Here is an 18,405-nt window from a genome sequence, read left to right as displayed (position 1 = left end):
ATGACCACTGACACGCCGCGCACCCACGTCCCGGACAAGCCGTCGCTGGACGGCCTGGAGGACAAGTGGCTGCAGGTATGGCGTGACCAGGGCACCTACCGGTTCGACCGGGCGCGGGCCATGGACCTGCCCCGCGAGCAGATCTGGGCGATCGACACGCCCCCGCCCACCGCGTCGGGGTCGCTTCACATCGGGCACGTCTTCGGCTACACGCAGGCCGACTGCCTCGCGCGCTACAAGCGCATGACCGGGCACGAGGTGTTCTACCCGATCGGGTGGGACGACAACGGTCTGCCCACCGAGCGGCGCGTGCAGAACTACTACGGCGTGCGCGGCGACGCGACCCTGCCCTATGTCGAGGGCTTCACCCCGCCGCACGAGGGTGCCGACGGCAAGTCGGTCAAGGCCGCCGACCAGGTCCCGGTCAGCCGGGCCAACTTCATCGAGCTGTGCGACATCCTCACGGTCAAGGACGAGGTGACCTTCGAGGACACCTTCCGCTATCTCGGCCTGTCCCTCGACTGGGACGTGCAGTACCGCACCATCGACGACCACTCCCGCGCCACCGCCCAGCAGGCCTTCCTGCGCAACCTCGCGCGCGGCGAGGCCTACCAGGCCGAGGCGCCGGGGCTGTGGGACGTGACCTTCCAGTCCGCCGTGGCCCAGGCCGAGCTCGAGGCGCGCGACTACCCGGGTGCCTACCACCGGGTGTCCTTCCACGACCCCGGCGGCGACAAGGTCTACATCGAGACCACCCGGCCCGAGCTGCTGCCGGCCTGCGTCGCGCTGATCGCGCACCCGGACGACGAGCGCTACCAGGGGCTGTTCGGGACCTCGGTGCGATCCCCGCTCTTCGACGTCGAGGTGCCCATCCTGGCGCACCCGGCCGCCGAGATGGACAAGGGCGTCGGCATCGCCATGTGCTGCACCTTCGGCGACCTGACGGACGTGCAGTGGTGGCGCGAGCTGCAGCTGCCGACGCGGTCGGTCATCACCCGCAACGGCCGCATCCAGGCGGAGACCCCGGACTGGATCACGTCCGAGACCGGTCGCGAGATCTACTCCGAGATGGCCACCAAGACCACGCACTCCGCCCGCGAGGCCGTGGTCAACGCGCTGCGAGGCTCGGGCGACCTGGACGGCGAGCCCACCAAGACCCAGCGCAAGGCCAACTTCTTCGAGAAGGGCGACAAGCCCCTCGAGATCGTGACCTCCCGCCAGTGGTACATCCGCAACGGTGGTCGTGACGAGGACCTGCGCGAGGCGATGCGGGCGCGCGGGCGCGAGCTCGACTTCCACCCGTCCTACATGCGGTCCCGCTACGACAACTGGGTCGGCGGCCTCAACGGCGACTGGCTGATCTCGCGGCAGCGCTTCTTCGGCGTGCCGATCCCCGTGTGGTACCGCGTGGACGAGCAGGGCGAGGTCCGCTGGGAGGAGCGGATCGTCCCGACCGAGGAGCAGCTGCCGGTCGACCCGGCCTCGCAGCCGGCCCCGGGGTATGACGAGTCCCAGCGTGGCCAGGCCGGCGGCTTCGTCGGCGACGCGGACGTCATGGACACGTGGGCGACCTCCTCGCTGACCCCGCAGATCGCGGCGGGCTGGCGCGCGGGCGGGCAGGGCTCGGACCCCGAGCTGTTCGCCAAGATCTTCCCCTTCGACCAGCGTCCCCAGGGCCACGACATCATCCGCACCTGGCTGTTCGCGACGATGGTGCGCGCCCACCTGGAGCACGGCTCGCTGCCGTGGACCGACGCGACCGTCAACGGCTGGATCCTCGACCCCGACCGCAAGAAGATGAGCAAGTCCAAGGGCAACGCCACGACGCCCATCGACCTGCTCAAGCAGCACGGCACCGACGCGATCCGCTACTGGGCCGGGGCTGCTCGCCTCGGGACGGACACGGCGCTGGACGAGGCGCAGATGAAGGTCGGCCGTCGCCTGGCCATCAAGCTGCTCAACGCCAGCAAGTTCGCGCTGTCCTTCGGCGAGGTCTCCGGCGACCTGGTCGAGCAGGTGACCGAGCCCCTGGACCGGGCGATGCTGGCGTCCCTGGCCGAGGTCGTCGAGACCGCGACCGCGGGCTACGAGGCGATGGACTACACCCGCGCGCTGGAGGCCACCGAGACCTTCTTCTGGACCTTCTGCGACGACTACATCGAGCTGGTCAAGGACCGTGCCCACGGTGGCCGCGGCGAGGAGGGCGCCGCGTCCGCGCGCGCCGCGCTGCGCCTCGCGCTCGACGTGCTCCTGCGCCTGTTCGCCCCCGTCCTCGTCTACGCCACCGAGGAGGTGTGGAGCTGGTTCCGCGAGGGCACGGTGCACCGTCAGCCGTGGCCGACCGCGGACGAGCTGAGCACCGTTGCGGTCCGAGGCGACTCGTCACTGCTCGGCACCGTCTCCGCCGCGCTGGTGGGCGTCCGCAAGGCCAAGTCCGAGGCCAAGGTCGGCATGCGCAGCGAGATCACCGCGATGACGCTGACGGCGCCGGCCGCCCAGGTCGAGCAGCTGCGCCTCGCGGAGGCCGACCTGCGCGCCACCGGCAACATCAGCGGCCTGACCTACGGCGAGGGCGAGGCGCTCGCGGTGAGCGACGTCGAGCTGATCCCCGCCGAGAAGCGCCCGAAGGCCTGACCCCGCGGCGCCGGCCTAGTCGGTCAGGTCCGTCAGCTCGGCCAGGTCGGCCAGGACGGCTGGGTCGCTGGTGCGGTGCATCGAGCGCACCCCGTCGGCGTCGCGGACCACGAGGGTCGCCTCGCGCGCCCCGTCCTTGGCGTGCGTGATCGTCCAGGTCTCCAGGCCGTCCCGTATGCCGGCGCCCGGCGTCAGGGCGGTGTGCTGCCCCGGGGCGCGGTGGGGCACGGTCGGCGCGGCGTCGAGGCGGCGCTGCACGGCTCCCGACTCGCCCGGTCGCCAGGCCCGTGGGGTGGTCGACCACAGCCCGACCGAGTACTTCGACAGCACCCCGCCGTTGCCGGTGGTGAGCGCGAAGTCCCCTGGGGCGCAGCGCAACCGGCGGACCGCCTCGGCAATCGCGTGCATGGTGTAGTCGTTGCCGGGGCCGCCGAAGTAGGGCAGCCCGCCGGTCAGCGTGAGCCCGCGCGGGTCGTCCGGGGCGAGGCCGATCCCGTCGCACACCGACGACACGGCGACGGGGAAGCAGGAGTAGAGATCGAGGTGGCGCACCTCGTCCAGGCCGGTGCCCGCCACCTCCAGGGCGGACCGCACCGCGGCGACGCCGGCCGGGTAGGCATCGAGGTCCGGTCGCTCCAGCAGGGGTCGCTCGACCGTGTCGCAGTGCCCGTGCAGATAGACCCAACGGTCTTGCGGCACACCAAGGCTCGCGGCGCGCTCGATCGACGCGACGATCACGGCGGCGCCCTGGTTGACCAGGTCGCGCGCCACGAGGAGCTTGGGATAGGGCTCGGCCACCATCCGGTTGCGCGGCGTCACGGTGAGCAGGTCTGCGGCAGAGAGGTTCTCGCGCAGGGCTGCGTGCGGGTGGTGGGCCGCGACCCGGGTGAAGGGCGCGAACAGCTCGCCCATCGAGGCTCCGTAGTCCGGGTCGTCCATCCCCGCCTGCGCCAGCCGGCGCTGCCGGGCCCGCTCGAGCAATGCGTAGAGGCGGGGGGCGTCGATCTGGCCGGAGTCGTCGAAGTCCACCAGCCCCTCGAGGCCGTGCCCGCGCCCCTCGTGCTGACCGCCCACGGCCTCGGACCAGCTCGGCCGCTCGGCCGCGGGGCGTGAGAGCAGGTGCCGCATGGTCGAGAGCGCCTCGGCGCCGCACGCCACCGCGACCTCGCAGTCGCCGCGGGCGATGCTCGCGGCGAGCTCCGTGACGAGGTGCTGCGGCCCCTGCCCGCCGGCCACGTCGGTCAGGACGTGGCGCGGGCGCAGTCCTGTGCGCGTGGCCACCGATCGCGGCACGTTGTCCGATCGGCCCAGCGGCGCGACGGCCTCCGGCGTCGAGACCTCGAACTGCGGGATGTCGGCCACCACGTCGACCGCCCGGTGCAACGCCCGCGCCCCCGCGCCCGGAGCAGCGTCCGCCAGGGCCTGCTCGACGGCTCGGGCCGCCAGCGCCACCGGCGACAGCGCAGCGTAGGCCGGGTCACCCAGCCGCTCGCTCCACTCCCCCACCCCGATGACGACCGGGGTGCGAGGGTCCAGGCCGACGGGCAGCCCGAGCACGGTCGCGGGGGCCACGGTCACGACGAGCCTCCCCGTCCGACGACCGGCCCCACGACCAGCCAGGGGGTGCTCCACCCGGCCAACGACACCCGCCCGTCGATGAAGGCCGCCAGGTCGAGCTCCAGCACCTCGCCGGCGGACGGCTCGAAGACGTCTACCCCCGCACCGTCGGAGGCAGGCACGAGCATCGTCACGTGACGAGGCAGCCACCGGCTCCCGACATACAGCAGGGCCGGTGAGTCTGGGGCGAGGGAGGTCTCCCAGGTGCGCAGGAGCTCCGCTCGCTCGGCTCGGCCGGCCCACCGGACGACGTGCCAGCGCACGGCCCGACGACGCACCCCGAGCACCCGGGCCAGCTCACGCGCCGCGCCCCACGGCGGCGTCCCGAGCGCGCGCGGCCACGGCAGCTGCCAGGACACGGGGCTCGCCAGCAGGCGGTTGGTGCGGTTGCGGACGACCAGCTCCTCGGGGACCAGGCCACGTCGCCGCACGCGGTCGGCATACGCCGGGTCCGTCAGCATGCGGGCCACCACCAGGCAGGTCGACCCACAGGTCGTGGGCGTCGACTGCCGTGGGGCCGGGAGGCCGCGGCGCAGGGAGAAGGCAAGAGCCATGGGACCACCTCACCACGTCCGAGCCCCCGTGCCCACCCCGGCCTGGCCGGCGTGGCAGGATCACTGGTCACTGAGCACTGGTCACTGAGCACGGACCGACGGGGGTGGAGGCACGATGGGCACGCGAGGACGCTCGGGGCTGCTGGCCGCCGCCCTGGCCCTGGTGATCGCCGCGCTCGTCTGGGCCACCGTGCGCGGCCCGGCCCTCGTGACGTCGGGGCCCCCACCCACGGCACCGAACGAGCGCGGGGTGCCGGACCCGCGGTCCCTGCCCGCCTCGGAGGTCGGCAGCGCTCCGGCGACCCCCGTCCGGCCCCAGGGTGGTGACGGGTGGGGCGGCCTGCCGGGCTGGCTCCCCTGGCTGCTCGTCGCGGCGATGCTCGTCCTCGCCGTGGTCGTCGCGCGCACGGTGGTCCGGAGGCTGCGGGCGCTGCCGCGCGACGATCGGGAGGACTCGCCGCTGGGTCCGGACCTGGTGCCCGAGCCCGTCCTGGACGAGGAGGCCGCGCGACAGCAGCGCGTCGCCCTGGCCGGCGGCACGCCCCGCAACGGCATCGTCGCGTGCTGGGTCGAGCTCGAGCGCCTGGCGGCGGCCGCGGGCAGCAGCCGGCGCGAGGCCGAGACGTCCGCCGAGTTCACCCGCCGCGTGCTGGCGGAGCAGCACGTGCCCGAGGACGCGATCGCCGCCCTGGCGGAGGCCTACCGCGAGGCGAGGTTCTCCAGCCACGAGGTCGACGAGGAGCTGCGGAGCTCCGCCGGTATGGCGCTCGACCGCCTCCACGACGCCCTCCTCGCCCGTGGCACCGCTACCAGCACCGCGGCGACCGCCCCGAGCACGGCAGCGGCCCGCGACGAGGAGCGCCCATGAGCCGCGCCCTGACCCGCCGCACCCTGACCCGCCGGGTCCTGGTGGGGCTGGTCCTGTGCCTCGTGGTCCTGGGCGGCGCATCCCTGCTCGGCGCGCGGCTCCACCCCGTCGTCGTGCCCGCCGCCATCGCGGCGGTCCTGGCTACCTGGTGGCGCCTCGCGGACCGGGCGCGCGCCGCGCGAGCCGGCTGGTCCGCGCCGTGGGCCCGCGACCGGGAGGTCCGGCGCACCCTCACCCACGACCGGCGGCTCAGCGCCCTCACCTGGGCGGTCCACGGCCTGCGCGACGGCCGCACCTGGGAGCGCACGCTGTCGCCGCTGCTGGTCGACCTGGTCGACCACCGGCTCCTCACCCACCACGGCGTGGACCGCGCCACCGACCCCGACCGCGCCAGGGAGCTGCTCGGGCCCGAGCTCTCCCGCCTGGTCGAGCACCCCCAGACCCCTCCGCGCTCGCAGGGAGCGCTCACCAGCCTGATCGCGACGATCGAGAACCTATGAGCAGCAACGCCTCCCGCCCGACCGACGTCACGCTCACTTGCGCCCGGGTCCTCGACGCGGTCGAGACCGCCGTCGTCGGCAAGCGAGCGGGCCTCGAGCTCGTCCTCGCCGGCATCCTCGCGGGCGGTCACGTGCTGCTCGAGGACTACCCCGGCCTCGGCAAGACGCTGGCCGGGCGCTCGTTCGCGCAGGCGCTGGGCCTGACCTTCACCCGCGCCCAGTTCACCCCCGACCTGCTGCCCTCGGACCTGACGGGCTCCTTCCTCTACAACCAGGCCACCCACGAGTTCGAGTTCCGCGAGGGGCCGCTGTTCACCGGGCTGCTGCTCGCCGACGAGATCAACCGGACCCCGCCCAAGACCCAGGCGGCGCTGCTCGAGGCGATGCAGGAGCGCCAGATCACGGTGGAGGGCCGGACCTTTCCCCTGGCGGCGCCGTTCCACGTGCTCGCGACCGCCAACCCGGTCGAGCACGAGGGCACCTATCCCCTCCCCGAGGCCCAGCTCGACCGGTTCCTGCTGCGGGTGTCCTTCGGCTACCCGACGCCCGAGGAGGAGGCCGAGGTCGTGCGGCGCCGGCTCGGACGCCGGGCCGAGGAGCAGCAGGTCGAGCAGGTCCTCGCGCCGGGCGAGCTGCTCGACGCCCAGCGCGCGGTCGAGCTCGTCGAGGTCGACCCCTCGGTCGTCGACTACTGCGTCGACCTGGTCGGTGCCACGCGACGGCACGGGTCGGTCCAGGTCGGCAGCTCTCCCCGTGGCTCGCTGGCGCTCGTGACGGTGGCCCGCGCGTATGCCGTGGTGCAGGGCCGGGACTACGTCACGCCGGAGGACGTCAAGCACGTCGCCGTCCCCGCCCTCGCGCACCGCCTCACCATCAAGCCCGAGCTGTGGATGACGCAGGTGTCCGGCGCCACCATCGTGCGGTCCCTGCTCGACACCGTGCCCACGCCCGCCGCCCTCACCGGTGGCCACGGCCGATGACGGCACCCACCCGGGGCGGCCGCCCCGACGCCGCGGCCCGGCAGGCGGCCTGGTCGGCGACGCCGCACCACCTCGCCGTCGTGGGGGTGGGGGTGGCCCTGGCGGTCGCCGCCGTGCTGGGTCACCGGACGGACCTGCTCGTGGTCGCCATACCGCTGCTCGTCGTCGCCGTCCTGGGCGCGCTGGGCCGGCCCGAGCGACCCAGCCTGCTGCGGACCGGCGTCCGGTCGGACCGCCTGCCCGAGGGCTCCACGACCACCGTCACCGTGGACGTGGCGCACGACCCTCGCGCGGAGGCCCTGGGCGTCGACCTGGCGCCGAGCGACCGGCTGCGGCCCGAGGTGCCGCACGGCGCCACCAGCACCCTGCTCGACGGCGATCAGCACCACGGCGAGCAGCTGGTGTCGCCCGAGGTCTGGGGGCGGCACTCGGTCGGCCGCGGCGAGGTGCGCCTGTCGTCCGCCTGGGCCGCGCACTCCAGCCGGTTCCGGGCCGGCGAGGGCCACCCGCTGCTCGCCCTGCCCTCGCCCCAACGGCTTCCGCTCCGGTCGGACCAGCTGCGGCCCGCCCAGCAGCTCGGCCGCCACCTGTCCCGGCGCGCCGGCGAGGGCTCGGAGTTCGCCGAGATCCGGGCCTTCCGCCCCGGCGACCGGATCCGGCGCATCCACTGGCCGACCTCCGCCCGCACCGGCAGCCTGCACGTCCGGACCATGTATGCCGAGCAGGACGCCCAGGTCATGCTCCTGGTCGACGTGCTCAGCGACATCCCGCACGCCGACCCCGGCGCCCCGAGCAGCGTGGAGGCAGCGGTGCAGGCCGCGGCCCACGTCGCCGGGCACTTCACGACGGCCGGGGACCGCGTGGGGCTGCGCGTGCTCGGCGACGCCGGTGTCCTGCCCGTCCCCGCCGGGACCGGCCGCCGCCACCTGCAGAGACTGCTCGGCGCCCTCGCCACCGTCGACCCCGCCAGCGACCGGCAACCCGACGTGCAACAGCTCAGCCTCGGGCTCGCGCCCGGATCGCTGCTGCTGGCCCTCACCCCGCTCACCTCGCGCGTCGTGGTCGACGCCGTGGTCGCCCTCTCGAGGCGCGGGCTGGACGTGGCGTGCATCGACGTCACCCCCGCCGCCACGGTGGTCGACGAGGACGTCGAGACGATCGCCTGGCGGCTCCTCACCCTCGAACGCCGCCGCACGGCAGACCTGCTCGAGCAGGAGGGCATCCCCGTCGTCGCCTGGCAGGACGCCTCCTCCGTCGAGGAGCTGCTGCGCCGGCTGCAGGCCCGTCACGAACGGGCCCGGGCATGAGCAGCGCGAGGTCAACCAGAGGCGCGAGGGGCACGAGGGGCGCGCGGCGGACGACGGGCACGACCGGGATCGAGCGCGTCCTCACCCGCTGGCTCGTCGAGGCGCGATCCACCTCCGGGTCCCAGCTCGCGGTCCGCCTACTGGGGATGCTGTGCGCCTGGGTCGTCCCGCTCGTCGCCACGAGCGGTCATCAGCTGTCACCGGTGGGGTTCACGCTGGTCGTCCTGGGTGCGGTGATCGCGGCCGTCCGTCCGGAGCCCGCCGGAGGACCCGTGGCGCTGGCGTCGCTGGCGGCCTACCTGCTCGTCGCGCCGCAGGACCCGGCGTCGCCGGTGGTGCTGCTGGTGGCGGGACTCGTGGTGGTGCACGTGGCCTGCGTGGCCGTGTCGACGACCGCGCCGAGCCCGGCACGGCTGGACCCCCGCCTGGTGCGGCGCTACGTCGAGCGCTGCGTCGCGCTGACGGCCGTGGCGGCGGTCACGTGGGGGCTGGGCCTGCTGGCGAGGTCCGTCCTGCCGGTCGCGCCCGTCGCCGTCGTCGCTGCTGCCGTGCTGGGGGTGGCTGCCGTGGCCTGGATGACGACCAGCAACCGGTCGCGCTAGAGGAGGTCGGCCGCCCCGGGCCGGGCGACCGTCATACCGGCTGGTCTGCCGGTCAGGCGGATTCCTTGCGCCGCTTGTCGGTCGCGCGGACGACGACGGGCGTGGCGCCCTCCTCGACGGTCTCGCGGGTGACCGAGACCTCGACGATGTCGTCGTCGGAGGGCACGTCGAACATGACCGGCAGGAGGATCTCCTCCATGATCGCGCGCAGGCCGCGGGCGCCGATCCCCCGCGCGATGGCCTTGTCCGCGATCGCGTCGATGGCCTCCTGCGTGAACGACAGCTCCACGCCGTCGATGTCCAGCATCTTGCGGTACTGCTTGACCAGGGCGTTGCGCGGCTCGGTCAGGATCCGCACGAGGGCGGACCGATCGAGCTCGTCGACCGTGGCCACGACGGGCAGGCGGCCGATGAACTCGGGGATGAGGCCGAACTTCATCAGGTCGTCCGGCTGCAGGTCGGCGAACCGCGGCGCCCCCGCCTCGCGCTGGGCGGCGATCGACGCCCCGAAGCCGAGGCCACGCTTGCCGGCCCGGGCCGTGATGATCTGCTCCAGGCCGGCGAAGGCGCCACCGACGATGAACAGCACGTTGGTGGTGTCGATCTGGATGAACTCCTGGTGCGGGTGCTTGCGCCCGCCCTGGGGCGGCACGCTCGCCGTGGTGCCCTCGAGGATCTTGAGCAGCGCCTGCTGCACGCCCTCGCCGGACACGTCACGGGTGATCGAGGGGTTCTCCGACTTGCGGGCGATCTTGTCGATCTCGTCGATGTAGATGATGCCCGTCTCGGCCTTCTTGACGTCGTAGTCGGCGGCCTGGATGAGCTTGAGGAGGATGTTCTCGACGTCCTCGCCCACGTAGCCGGCCTCGGTCAGGGCCGTCGCGTCCGCGATGGCGAAGGGCACGTTGAGCATGCGCGCCAGGGTCTGGGCGAGGTAGGTCTTGCCGCAGCCGGTGGGGCCGATCATCAGGATGTTGGACTTGGCGATGTCCACCTGCTCGTCGCCGCGCTTGGTGGCCGACGGCCCGGTGGCGGACCCGGCCGCCCCGGCGTTGATGCGCTTGTAGTGGTTGTAGACGGCGACCGCGAGGGAACGCTTCGCATCCTCCTGGCCGATGACGTAGGACTCCAGGAAGGTGAAGATGTCGCGGGGCTTGGGCAGCTCGTCGAGACCGGAGTCAGGAGCCTCGGACAGCTCCTCCTCGATGATCTCGTTGCACAGGTCGATGCACTCGTCGCAGATGTAGACACCCGGGCCCGCGATGAGCTTCTTGACCTGCTTCTGCGACTTGCCGCAGAAGGAACACTTCAGCAGGTCTCCACCGTCGCCGATGCGTGCCATCTGCCACCTCCACCTGTGCGAGACCGCCCCGTCCGGGCCGGTCCTGGACCGCCGACGCGCGAGCGTCGTCTTCTAGGACGGTACCTGGGACGACCCGCCCCAGCACCTGTTATCCCCTGCGCGTCACGGCAGGGCCCCGGGAGTTCAGCCGACAGCAGAATGCCCCGGTCGCGCCTCGGGCTGCCCGTCCGGCGTCGCCGGTCGGGCAGCCCGAGGGCTGGTCCAGCTCAGTCCAGCGTCGCCTTGCGGCTGGTCAGGACGGCGTCGATCAGGCCGTAGTCCTTGGCCGCCGCGGCGGACAGGATCTTGTCGCGCTCGATGTCGTCGCGCACCTGCTCGGGGGTGCGGCCGGAGTGCTGCGCCAGCGTCTCCTCGAGCCAGGTCCGCATGCGGAAGATCTCGTTGGCCTGGATCTCGATGTCGCTGGCCTGACCACCGCCACCCTCGACGGCCGGCTGGTGGATCAGGACGCGGGCGTTGGGCAGGGCGTAGCGCTTGCCCGGCGCACCGGCGGCGAGGAGCACGGCCGCGGCCGAGGCGGCCTGGCCCACGACGAAGGTCTGCACGTCGGGGCGGATGTACTGCATGGTGTCGTAGATCGCGGTCATCGCCGTGAACGAGCCACCGGGGCTGTTGATGTACATCGTGATGTCGCGGTCCGGGTCCTGGGACTCGAGCACGATCAGCTGGGCGATGATGTCGTCGGCCGACGCGTCGTCCACCTGCACGCCGAGGAAGATGATGCGGTCCTCGAAAAGCTTGGTGTAGGGATCGGTCCGCTTCATGCCGTAGGAGGTGCGCTCCTCGAACTGCGGCAGGATGTAGCGGCTGGTGGGCATGACGGCACCGGGCTGGCCGGCAGCGCCGTGCATGGGCTGGGGGTGCTGGATCATCTGGGTCTCCGAGTGGGTCTTGTCGGTATGGCGATCAGGCGTCCGTGCCGCCGCTGCCGGGCGTCTGGACGGCGCGCTCGAAGACGTGGTCGACGAAGCCGTAGTCCTTGGCCTGGGCCGCGGTGAACCAGCGGTCGCGGTCGGAGTCGGCCGTGATCTTGTCCACCGGCTGGCCGGTGTGCTCGGAGATGAGCTCGGCCATCTCCTTCTTCATCGCGAGCAGCAGCTCGGCCTGGATCTTGACGTCCGTGGCGGTGCCGCCGATGCCGCCGAGGGGCTGGTGCATCAGGATGCGGGCGTGCGGGGTGGCGTAGCGCTTGCCCTTGGCCCCCGCAGACAGCAGGAACTGGCCCATGGAGGCGGCCATGCCCATCGCGACGGTGCAGACGTCGTTGGGGATCCACTGCATGGTGTCGAAGATCGCCATGCCGGCCGTCACCGAGCCGCCGGGGCTGTTGATGTAGAGCCAGATGTCCTTGTCGGGGTCCTCGGCCGAGAGCAGGAGGAGCTGGGCGCAGATCGCGTTGGCGTTGTCGTCGCGGACGTCCGAGCCGAGGAAGATGATGCGGTCCTTGAGGAGCCGCTGGTAGATGTGGTCGTCGAGACCGCCCTGGGGCGCGGCCGCTGCGACCGGGGTCGCGGGGACGTTGCTCTGGCTCACCGTGAGTCTCATCTCTCTGTCGCACTGGGGTGGCGCCCGGCCGGTGGACCGGCCTGGAGCGTCGCTTGCTGATGACACTAACGCCCGGCGCCGACACACCCTTCCCGTCGGGGCGCGTGTTCGCCGTGAGCGCACACCGCCTGGCCCAGCGCGTGAGCCACGCGACGGTGCGCTGCCGAGGCGGGACCGAGGGGATCTGGGACGGCGTGGAGCCCGCCACCTCTCGGTGACGGGCTCCTCGTGGAGTGCGGCCCGCGAGGCGGGCGTGCGGGATCAGGCGTCCGCGGCGTCCTCGTCCTTGGCAGCAGCCTTCTTGGCCGGGGCCTTCTTGGCGGGGGCCTTCTTGGCCGGCTTGCCCTCGGAGGCGTCGTCGGTCTCGTCGGCCTTGGCGGCAGCCTTCTTGGCGGAGGCCTTCTTGGCCGGCTTGGCCTCCTCCTCGGAGCCCTCGGCGGCGGCGTCGGTCGCGTCGGAGTCCTTGGCGGCAGCCTTCTTGGCCGGCGACTTCTTGGCGGGAGCCTTCTTGGCCGGCTTGGCCTCCTGCTCGGAGCCCCCGGCGGCGGCGTCAGCCGCGGCGGCGGCGTCGGTCGCGTCGGCCGCGTCGGCGTCCTTGGCAGCAGCCTTCTTGGCAGCAGCCTTCTTGGCCGGAGCCTTCTTGGCGGAGGCCTTCGTGGCCGGCGCGTCGTCGGAGCCCTCGGTGTCGTCGGAGGAGCCCGAGTCGTCGGAACCCTCGTCGCCGTCCTCGACCTCGACGTCCAGGTCGGACAGGTTGACCACGTTGCCGGAGGCGTCCTTGATCGTGATGTCCTCGAGCACCGTGGCGAGGGCCTTGCGGCGAGCGACCTCGCTGACCATGGAGGGCACCTGGCCGTTGGAGTCCATGATCTGGGCGAACTGGTTGGGGTCCATGCCGTACTGCTGGGCCTGCATCACGAGGTACTCGATGAGCTCCTGCTGGCCGACCTGGACCTCGCGCTCCTCGGCGATGGCGTCGAGGAGGAACTGGCCCTTCATGGCCTCGCGGACGTTCTTGGCCACCTCGTCGCGGTGCTCGGCGGTGTCGTGGCCCTCCTCGGAGCCCTCGGCGAAGTGGGACTCCACCTCGGCCTCGACCAGCGACTCGGGCAGCGGGATCTCGATCGTCTCGAGCAGCTGGGCCAGGACCTTGTCGCGGGCCTGGGCGCCCTGCTCGAACTTCTTGGCGCGCTCGGTCTGCGCGGTCACGTCGGCGCGCAGCTCGTCCATCGTGTCGAACTCCGACGCCAGCTGGGCGAACTCGTCGTCCAGCTCGGGGAGCTCGCGCTCCTTGACGGACAGGACCGTGATGGAGATCTCGGCGTCCTGGCCGGCGCGGTCGCCACCCGCGAGGGGGGCGGTGAACGTCTTGGTCTCGTCGGCCTTGACGCCGACCAGCTGGTCGTCCATGCCCTCGAGCATGTTGCCGGAGCCGATCTCGTAGGAGACGCCCGAGACCGAGTCGATCTCCTCGCCGTCGATGCTCGCCGACAGGTCGATCGACACGAAGTCGCCGGTCCTGGCGGCGCGGTCGACGCCCACGAGGCTGCCGAAGCGCTCCTGCAGCTGCGCCAGGTTGGCGTTGACGTCCTCGTCGGTCACCTCGACGTCGTCGACGTCCACGGTGATGCCCGTGAAGTCCGGCATCTCGATCGCGGGGCGGACGTCCATCTCAGCGGCGAAGGCCAGCTGCTGGCCGTCCTCGAGGGGGATCTCGGTGACGTCGACCTCGGGCTGCGAGAGCGGCTTGAGGCCGGTCTCGTCGATGGCCTGGCCGTAGAACTGCGGGAGCGCCTCGTTGACGGCCTCCTGCAGGACGGCGCCCTTGCCGATGCGCTGGTCGATGATGCGGGCGGGGACCTTGCCGCGACGGAAACCGGGAACCTGCACCTGCTGGCCGATGGTCTTGTACGCCGCGTCGATGCTCGGCTTGAGCTCCTCGAAGGGGACCTCGACGGTCAGCTTGACCCGGGTCGGGCTGAGGTTCTCGACGGCACTCTTCACTGCGGTTGCTCCAAGGTCTGTGCTAGAGGTCTGGGGGCCCTCGTCGGCGCCAGACCGCCACGCCTCGGTGGAGTCTGGGGAGGCGGCCGGCGACATCGACAAGGGGCCTCGGCCGAACCGAGGCTCTCGACATGCTATCGGCTCGCCCCGCCTATCCCTAACGGTCGTCCCGGCCGGGCCCGACACGGTGGTGCTCGGGCCCGGGCGAGGTCGGGCAGGTTCGGTCAGGTCAGGTCGACCGTGAAGTCGCAGCCGGTCTTGTCGCGGATCTCGTCCTCGGTGACCCCGTCGAACAGCTCGCGCAGGACCAGGCCCTCCGCGGTGACGTCGAAGACGCACAGGTCGGTGATGATCCGCTGGACGACGGCCTTGCCGGTGTAGGGCAGCGTGCACTCCTTCAGGATCTTGTGCGCGCCTCCCTTGGCGGTGTGCTCCATCAGGACGATGACCTTCTTGGCGCCGTGGACCAGGTCCATCGCGCCGCCCATGCCCTTGACCATCTTTCCGGGGATCATCCAGTTGCTGATGTCGCCGTGCTCGGACACCTGCATCGCACCGAGGATCGCGGCGTCGACCTTGCCGGAGCGGATCATCCCGAAGGACGTCGAGGAGTCGAAGTAGCTCGCGCCCTTGCGGACGGTCACCGTCTCCTTGCCCGCGTTGATGAGGTCGGGGTCCTCCGTGCCCTCCACCGGGTAGGCCCCGGTGCCGAGGATGCCGTTCTCGGACTGCAGGACCAGCTCGACGTCGTCCGCCACGTAGTTGGGGACCATCGTCGGCAGGCCGATCCCGAGGTTGACGTAGTCGCCGTCGTGCAGCTCCTGGGCGGCACGCTCGGCCATCTGCTCACGCGTCAGCGCCATGGCTCACGCCTCCTTCTGCTGCTGGTCGGCGGTGGCTGCGGGACGGACCGTGCGGCGCTCGATGCGCTTCTCCGCGGCCTCCTCGGGCGTCAGCGCGACGACGCGCTGGACGTAGATGCCCGGCAGGTGGACCTCGCCCGGGTCGAGCTCGCCGGGCTCGACGAGCTCCTCGACCTCGGCGATCGTCACGCGACCGGCCATGGCGCACACGGGGTTGAAGTTGCGGGCGGCCTCGCGGAACACGAGGTTGCCGTGCCGGTCGCCGCGCCACGCCCGCACCAGGCCGAAGTCGCAGGAGATGGCCTCCTCCAGGACGAAGGTCTTGGGCTCGCCGTCGACGTCGAAGACCTTGGTCTCCTTGGGCGGCGAGGTCTTGACGACCTTGCCGTCGGCGTCGTGCAGGAGGGGCAGGCCGCCCTCGGCGACCTGGGTGCCGGACCCGGTGAGGGTGTAGAAGCCGGCGATGCCGGAGCCCCCGCAGCGGAGCTTCTCGGCGAGCGACCCCTGGGGGGTGAGCTCGACCTCCAGCTCGCCGGTGAGGTACTGCCGCTCGAACTCCTTGTTCTCTCCGACGTAGGACGCCTGGATGCGGCGGATCTTCTTGTCCGCCAGCAGGATCCCCATCCCCCAGTCGTCGACGCCGCAGTTGTTGGAGACCAGCTCGAGGTCCGTGGCCCCCTGCTCGTGCAGGGCCCGGATGAGCACGCTCGGGATGCCGCACAGACCGAACCCGCCGACCGCCAGCGAGGCTCCGTCGCCGATGTCGGCCACGGCCTCCTCGGCGGAGGACACCACCTTGTCCATGTCTTTCCTTCCTCACTACGTCGTGACGGATGTCGTGCTGGATGTCGTGATGGATCTGCGGGAACCCTATCGGCGGCCCGGAACCCGTCTCGGTCAGGGGCCTGTCAGGGGCGGGAGAGCAGCATGGCGACGCCCTGACCGACGCCGACGCACATGGTGGCGAGGGCGTGGTCGTGCCCGTCGTCGGCCAGCGTGATCGCCGCCGTCAGCGCCAGGCGGGCCCCGCTCATGCCGAGCGGGTGGCCGAGCGCGATGGCCCCACCGTGCGGGTTGACGTGCGCCGCGTCGTCGGGCAGCCCGAGGTCGCGCAGGACCGCCAGGCTCTGGCTGGCGAAGGCCTCGTTGAGCTCGATCACGCCGACGTCGTCCAGCTCGACACCCCTGCGGGACAACACCTTGCGGACGGCCGGGACGGGCCCGTAGCCCATCACCCGGGGGGCCAGGCCGGCAGCGGCGGCGCCGTCGATGCGGGCCAGCGGCTCCAGGGAGAACCTCTCGACCGCGCTCTCGCTGGCGACCAGCAGCGCCGCGGCGCCGTCGTTGACCCCGCTGGCGTTGCCCGCCGTGACGGACCCACCTGGGAACAACGGCCGGAGCCGACCGAGCGTCTCGAGGCTGCCCAGGCGGGGGTGCTCGTCGGTGTCGACGACCGTGGGGTCGCCCTTGCGCTGCGGGATCGTGACGGGCGCGATCTCGGTCGCGAGCCGGCCGCTCGCGATGGCGGCGGCCGCGCGCTCCTGCGAGCGCTGGGCGAAGGCGTCCTGGTCCTCGCGGCTGACGCCCCAGTCGTCGGCGACGTTCTGGGCGGTCTCGGGCATGCTGTCCACGCCGTAGCGGTCCCGCATGGCCGGGTTGACGAAGCGCCAGCCGATCGTCGTGTCGTGGACCTCCGCGCTGCGGCTGTAGGCGCTCTCGGCCTTGGGCATCACGAACGGCGCCCGGCTCATCGACTCCACCCCGCCGGCCACGTAGAGGTCGCCGTCACCGGCGAGGATGCCCCGGGCCGCCGCCGCGACCGCGTCCAGGCCGCTCGCGCACAGGCGGTTGACGGTGACCCCGGGCACCTGCTCCGGCAAACCGGCCAGCAGGGCCGCCATACGGGCCACGTTGCGGTTGTCCTCGCCCGCCTGGTTGGCGCAGCCCAGGACCACGTCGTCGACCTGGTCCCACGCCACCGAGGGGTGGCGCTGCACCAGGGTGCGGATCACGTGGGCCGCGAGGTCGTCGGGCCGGACCGGGGCGAGCGCTCCGGCATACCTGCCGATCGGGGTGCGCACGCCGTCGACGATGTATGCCGTCCTCGCTGCCGTCATGCCCCTAGCCTGCCACGGCCGAGCGGGCACCGCCGACGGGGGCTGCCAGGATGCGCGAGGGCCCGCCGGAGCCGTCCGGCGGGCCCCCGCGGTGGTCGGGCTGACAGGATTTGAACCTGCGACATCGTGCTCCCAAAGCACGCGCGCTACCAAGCTGCGCCACAGCCCGTGAAGCCTCGATCCTACCGGTCCCGACCGCGGGCTCGGGACGCGTGACCGGCGGGGCGGGGTGTCGGATTTCCCGCGGGCCCGGTCGGCGAACTACCCTGTGCAGTGCTCGTCCTGACGGATCCCGTCGGGCGACCTGCGGGTGTAGCTCAATGGTAGAGCCCTAGTCTTCCAAACTAGCTACGCGAGTTCGATTCTCGTCACCCGCTCCAGCCCGCCCCACCAGGCGGCACGAAGGCCCGGTCACCTCTCCTCGGAGGGCGGCGGGGCCTTCGTCATACGGTCAGCTCGACGGCCGGTGGCCGCCGGTGGGAGGCGTCAGAGCCGGCGGCGGTCCAGCATCGTCCAGAACGCCCCGACAGCAGCGACCAGGCCGACGAGGGACGCGAGCGCGAACGGCGCCATCCCCATGACGATCGCGACGACCGAGGCGAGGGCGAGGAGCACCCCCAGCGCGACCAGGGCCGGGACGACCAGCCAGGTGAGGACGGGGGCCTGCGGGGTGCGGGTGGAGTGACCGGCGTGGACGGCCATGGGGACTTCCTCAAGGACGGGGAGCGAGCGGGCTGTTCGCTCTCCACTAGAACAGACTGCGAGACGCTACGTGTCCGAAACACCCGAACGAGATGCGCCGTTCGCCTGACCTTCACCCGGACGGTCCGGTGCAGGAGGGACAGTTCGGACAGGGTCTGGACACGCACCGTGACGACGCGGGTGGGGTCCCAGCCGCCACACCCGTCACATCCGTCACACCTGACGTGAGGGTTTGCCATGCGGTCAGCGCGCGCTCTCGGGCAGCTCGGGCAGCTCCCCCGACGCCTCGTAGTGGTCCAGCATCGCGATGCGGCGGGCGTGGCGCTCGACCCCCGAGAACGGCGTGGCGACGAAGGTGTCCGCGATCGCCAACGACTCCTCCGGCGTGGTGAAGCGACCGCCGATGGAGCAGACGCGCGCGTCGTTGTGCTCGCGCGCCAGCTCGGCCAGCTCGGGGTTGTAGCAGAGCGCGGCACGCACGCCCTCGACCTTGTTGGCGGCCATCTGCTCGCCGTTGCCGGAGCCGCCGAGCACGAAGCCGAGCGACGCGGGGTCGGCCGCGACGGCCTCGGCGGCGCGCAGGCAGAAGACGGGGTAGTCGTCCTCGGCGTCGTAGACGAAGGGGCCGTGGTCGGTGACCTCGTGGCCCGCGTCGCGCAGGTGGGTGATCAGGGCGGTCTTGGCCTCGAGGGCAGCGTGGTCGGCGCCGATGTGGATGCGCATGGCGGGTCTCCTGCGGGGGTGCGGGG

At 72.3% G+C, this 18,405-nt stretch carries 17 protein-coding genes and 2 tRNA genes; 7 read left to right on the top strand and 12 right to left on the bottom strand.

Going from position 1 to position 18,405, the window contains the following annotated elements:
- On the top strand, window positions 1-2,634 hold the full coding sequence (gene valS, locus B4K29_RS10840) for a valine--tRNA ligase (protein ID WP_286967284.1): 2,634 nt from the start codon (window positions 1-3) through the stop codon (window positions 2,632-2,634).
- A 15-nt stretch (window positions 2,635-2,649) separates the two neighbouring features.
- On the opposite strand, the gene B4K29_RS10835 is transcribed toward valS, so the two are convergent.
- Together B4K29_RS10835 and B4K29_RS10830 are read right to left on the bottom strand one after the other, a co-directional pair.
- Window positions 2,650-4,212, bottom strand: a complete 1,563-nt coding sequence (locus B4K29_RS10835; RefSeq protein WP_286967282.1) for an acetyl-CoA acetyltransferase — start codon at window positions 4,210-4,212, stop codon at window positions 2,650-2,652.
- Window positions 4,209-4,805 carry a hypothetical protein gene (locus B4K29_RS10830; protein ID WP_286958427.1) on the bottom strand — a complete coding sequence of 199 codons (597 nt, stop codon included), beginning with the start codon at window positions 4,803-4,805 and terminating at the stop codon, window positions 4,209-4,211. The genes B4K29_RS10835 and B4K29_RS10830 overlap by 4 nt, the downstream gene beginning before the upstream one ends.
- 115 nt (window positions 4,806-4,920) lie before the next feature.
- On the opposite strand from B4K29_RS10830, the gene B4K29_RS10825 reads away from it, so the two are divergent.
- From B4K29_RS10825 to B4K29_RS10805, 5 genes are read left to right on the top strand one after another with little or no spacing between them, the layout of a single operon-like run.
- Window positions 4,921-5,673 (top strand): DUF4129 domain-containing protein, encoded by a 753-nt coding sequence (locus B4K29_RS10825; protein WP_286967281.1) that lies wholly within the window; start codon window positions 4,921-4,923, stop codon window positions 5,671-5,673.
- Window positions 5,670-6,173 carry a hypothetical protein gene (locus B4K29_RS10820; protein WP_286967280.1) on the top strand — a complete coding sequence of 168 codons (504 nt, stop codon included), beginning with the start codon at window positions 5,670-5,672 and terminating at the stop codon, window positions 6,171-6,173. The genes B4K29_RS10825 and B4K29_RS10820 overlap by 4 nt, the downstream gene beginning before the upstream one ends.
- On the top strand, window positions 6,170-7,153 hold the full coding sequence (locus B4K29_RS10815) for an AAA family ATPase (protein WP_286958441.1): 984 nt from the start codon (window positions 6,170-6,172) through the stop codon (window positions 7,151-7,153). The genes B4K29_RS10820 and B4K29_RS10815 overlap by 4 nt, the downstream gene beginning before the upstream one ends.
- On the top strand, window positions 7,150-8,460 hold the full coding sequence (locus B4K29_RS10810) for a DUF58 domain-containing protein (protein ID WP_286967279.1): 1,311 nt from the start codon (window positions 7,150-7,152) through the stop codon (window positions 8,458-8,460). The genes B4K29_RS10815 and B4K29_RS10810 overlap by 4 nt, the downstream gene beginning before the upstream one ends.
- Window positions 8,457-9,062, top strand: coding sequence for a hypothetical protein (locus tag B4K29_RS10805; RefSeq protein WP_286967278.1), 606 nt, complete (start codon window positions 8,457-8,459; stop codon window positions 9,060-9,062). The genes B4K29_RS10810 and B4K29_RS10805 overlap by 4 nt, the downstream gene beginning before the upstream one ends.
- A 52-nt stretch (window positions 9,063-9,114) precedes the next feature.
- Here B4K29_RS10805 and clpX read toward each other — a convergent pair whose 3' ends face one another.
- The 8 genes from clpX to B4K29_RS10765 form a co-directional block, all read right to left on the bottom strand.
- Window positions 9,115-10,404: an ATP-dependent Clp protease ATP-binding subunit ClpX gene (gene clpX, locus B4K29_RS10800; protein ID WP_029211170.1), complete on the bottom strand. Its 1,290-nt coding sequence runs from the start codon at window positions 10,402-10,404 to the stop codon at window positions 9,115-9,117.
- A 227-nt stretch (window positions 10,405-10,631) separates the two neighbouring features.
- Window positions 10,632-11,297, bottom strand: coding sequence for an ATP-dependent Clp protease proteolytic subunit (locus B4K29_RS10795; RefSeq protein ID WP_019287791.1), 666 nt, complete (start codon window positions 11,295-11,297; stop codon window positions 10,632-10,634).
- A 34-nt stretch (window positions 11,298-11,331) separates the two neighbouring features.
- Entirely contained in the window at window positions 11,332-11,958 is a 627-nt protein-coding gene (locus B4K29_RS10790; RefSeq protein WP_019287790.1) for an ATP-dependent Clp protease proteolytic subunit, read from the bottom strand.
- Between the two features lie 273 nt (window positions 11,959-12,231).
- Window positions 12,232-13,974 carry a trigger factor gene (gene tig / locus B4K29_RS10785; protein WP_286967277.1) on the bottom strand — a complete coding sequence of 581 codons (1,743 nt, stop codon included), beginning with the start codon at window positions 13,972-13,974 and terminating at the stop codon, window positions 12,232-12,234.
- Window positions 13,975-14,198: 224 nt separating this feature from the next.
- The gene (locus B4K29_RS10780) at window positions 14,199-14,837 is read right to left on the bottom strand and encodes a CoA transferase subunit B (RefSeq protein WP_019287788.1); all 639 of its coding nucleotides are present in this window, start codon (window positions 14,835-14,837) and stop codon (window positions 14,199-14,201) included.
- Window positions 14,838-14,840: 3 nt separating this feature from the next.
- Window positions 14,841-15,641, bottom strand: a complete 801-nt coding sequence (locus tag B4K29_RS10775) for a CoA transferase subunit A (protein WP_029211659.1) — start codon at window positions 15,639-15,641, stop codon at window positions 14,841-14,843.
- 104 nt (window positions 15,642-15,745) lie between these two features.
- Window positions 15,746-16,954: a 3-oxoadipyl-CoA thiolase gene (pcaF, locus tag B4K29_RS10770; protein ID WP_286967276.1), complete on the bottom strand. Its 1,209-nt coding sequence runs from the start codon at window positions 16,952-16,954 to the stop codon at window positions 15,746-15,748.
- Window positions 16,955-17,046: 92 nt separating this feature from the next.
- Window positions 17,047-17,123: transfer RNA gene (locus B4K29_RS10765), tRNA-Pro, on the bottom strand.
- 137 nt (window positions 17,124-17,260) lie between these two features.
- On the opposite strand from B4K29_RS10765, the gene B4K29_RS10760 reads away from it, so the two are divergent.
- Window positions 17,261-17,334 (top strand) — tRNA-Gly (locus tag B4K29_RS10760).
- 106 nt (window positions 17,335-17,440) lie between these two features.
- Here the strand turns inward: B4K29_RS10760 and B4K29_RS10755 are convergent.
- Together B4K29_RS10755 and B4K29_RS10750 are read right to left on the bottom strand one after the other, a co-directional pair.
- The gene (locus B4K29_RS10755; protein WP_239261686.1) at window positions 17,441-17,656 is read right to left on the bottom strand and encodes a hypothetical protein; all 216 of its coding nucleotides are present in this window, start codon (window positions 17,654-17,656) and stop codon (window positions 17,441-17,443) included.
- Window positions 17,657-17,899: 243 nt separating this feature from the next.
- Window positions 17,900-18,379, bottom strand: coding sequence for a ribose-5-phosphate isomerase (locus B4K29_RS10750; protein WP_286958937.1), 480 nt, complete (start codon window positions 18,377-18,379; stop codon window positions 17,900-17,902).
- Between the last annotated feature and the right edge of the window lie 26 nt (window positions 18,380-18,405).

The organism is Arsenicicoccus sp. UBA6765 (assembly GCF_002453335.1).
Lineage (GTDB): Bacteria > Actinomycetota > Actinomycetes > Actinomycetales > Dermatophilaceae > Arsenicicoccus > Arsenicicoccus bolidensis.
Note: the sequence above shows the minus strand (reverse complement) of the source record. Positions and strands in the feature narration are given on the sequence as shown.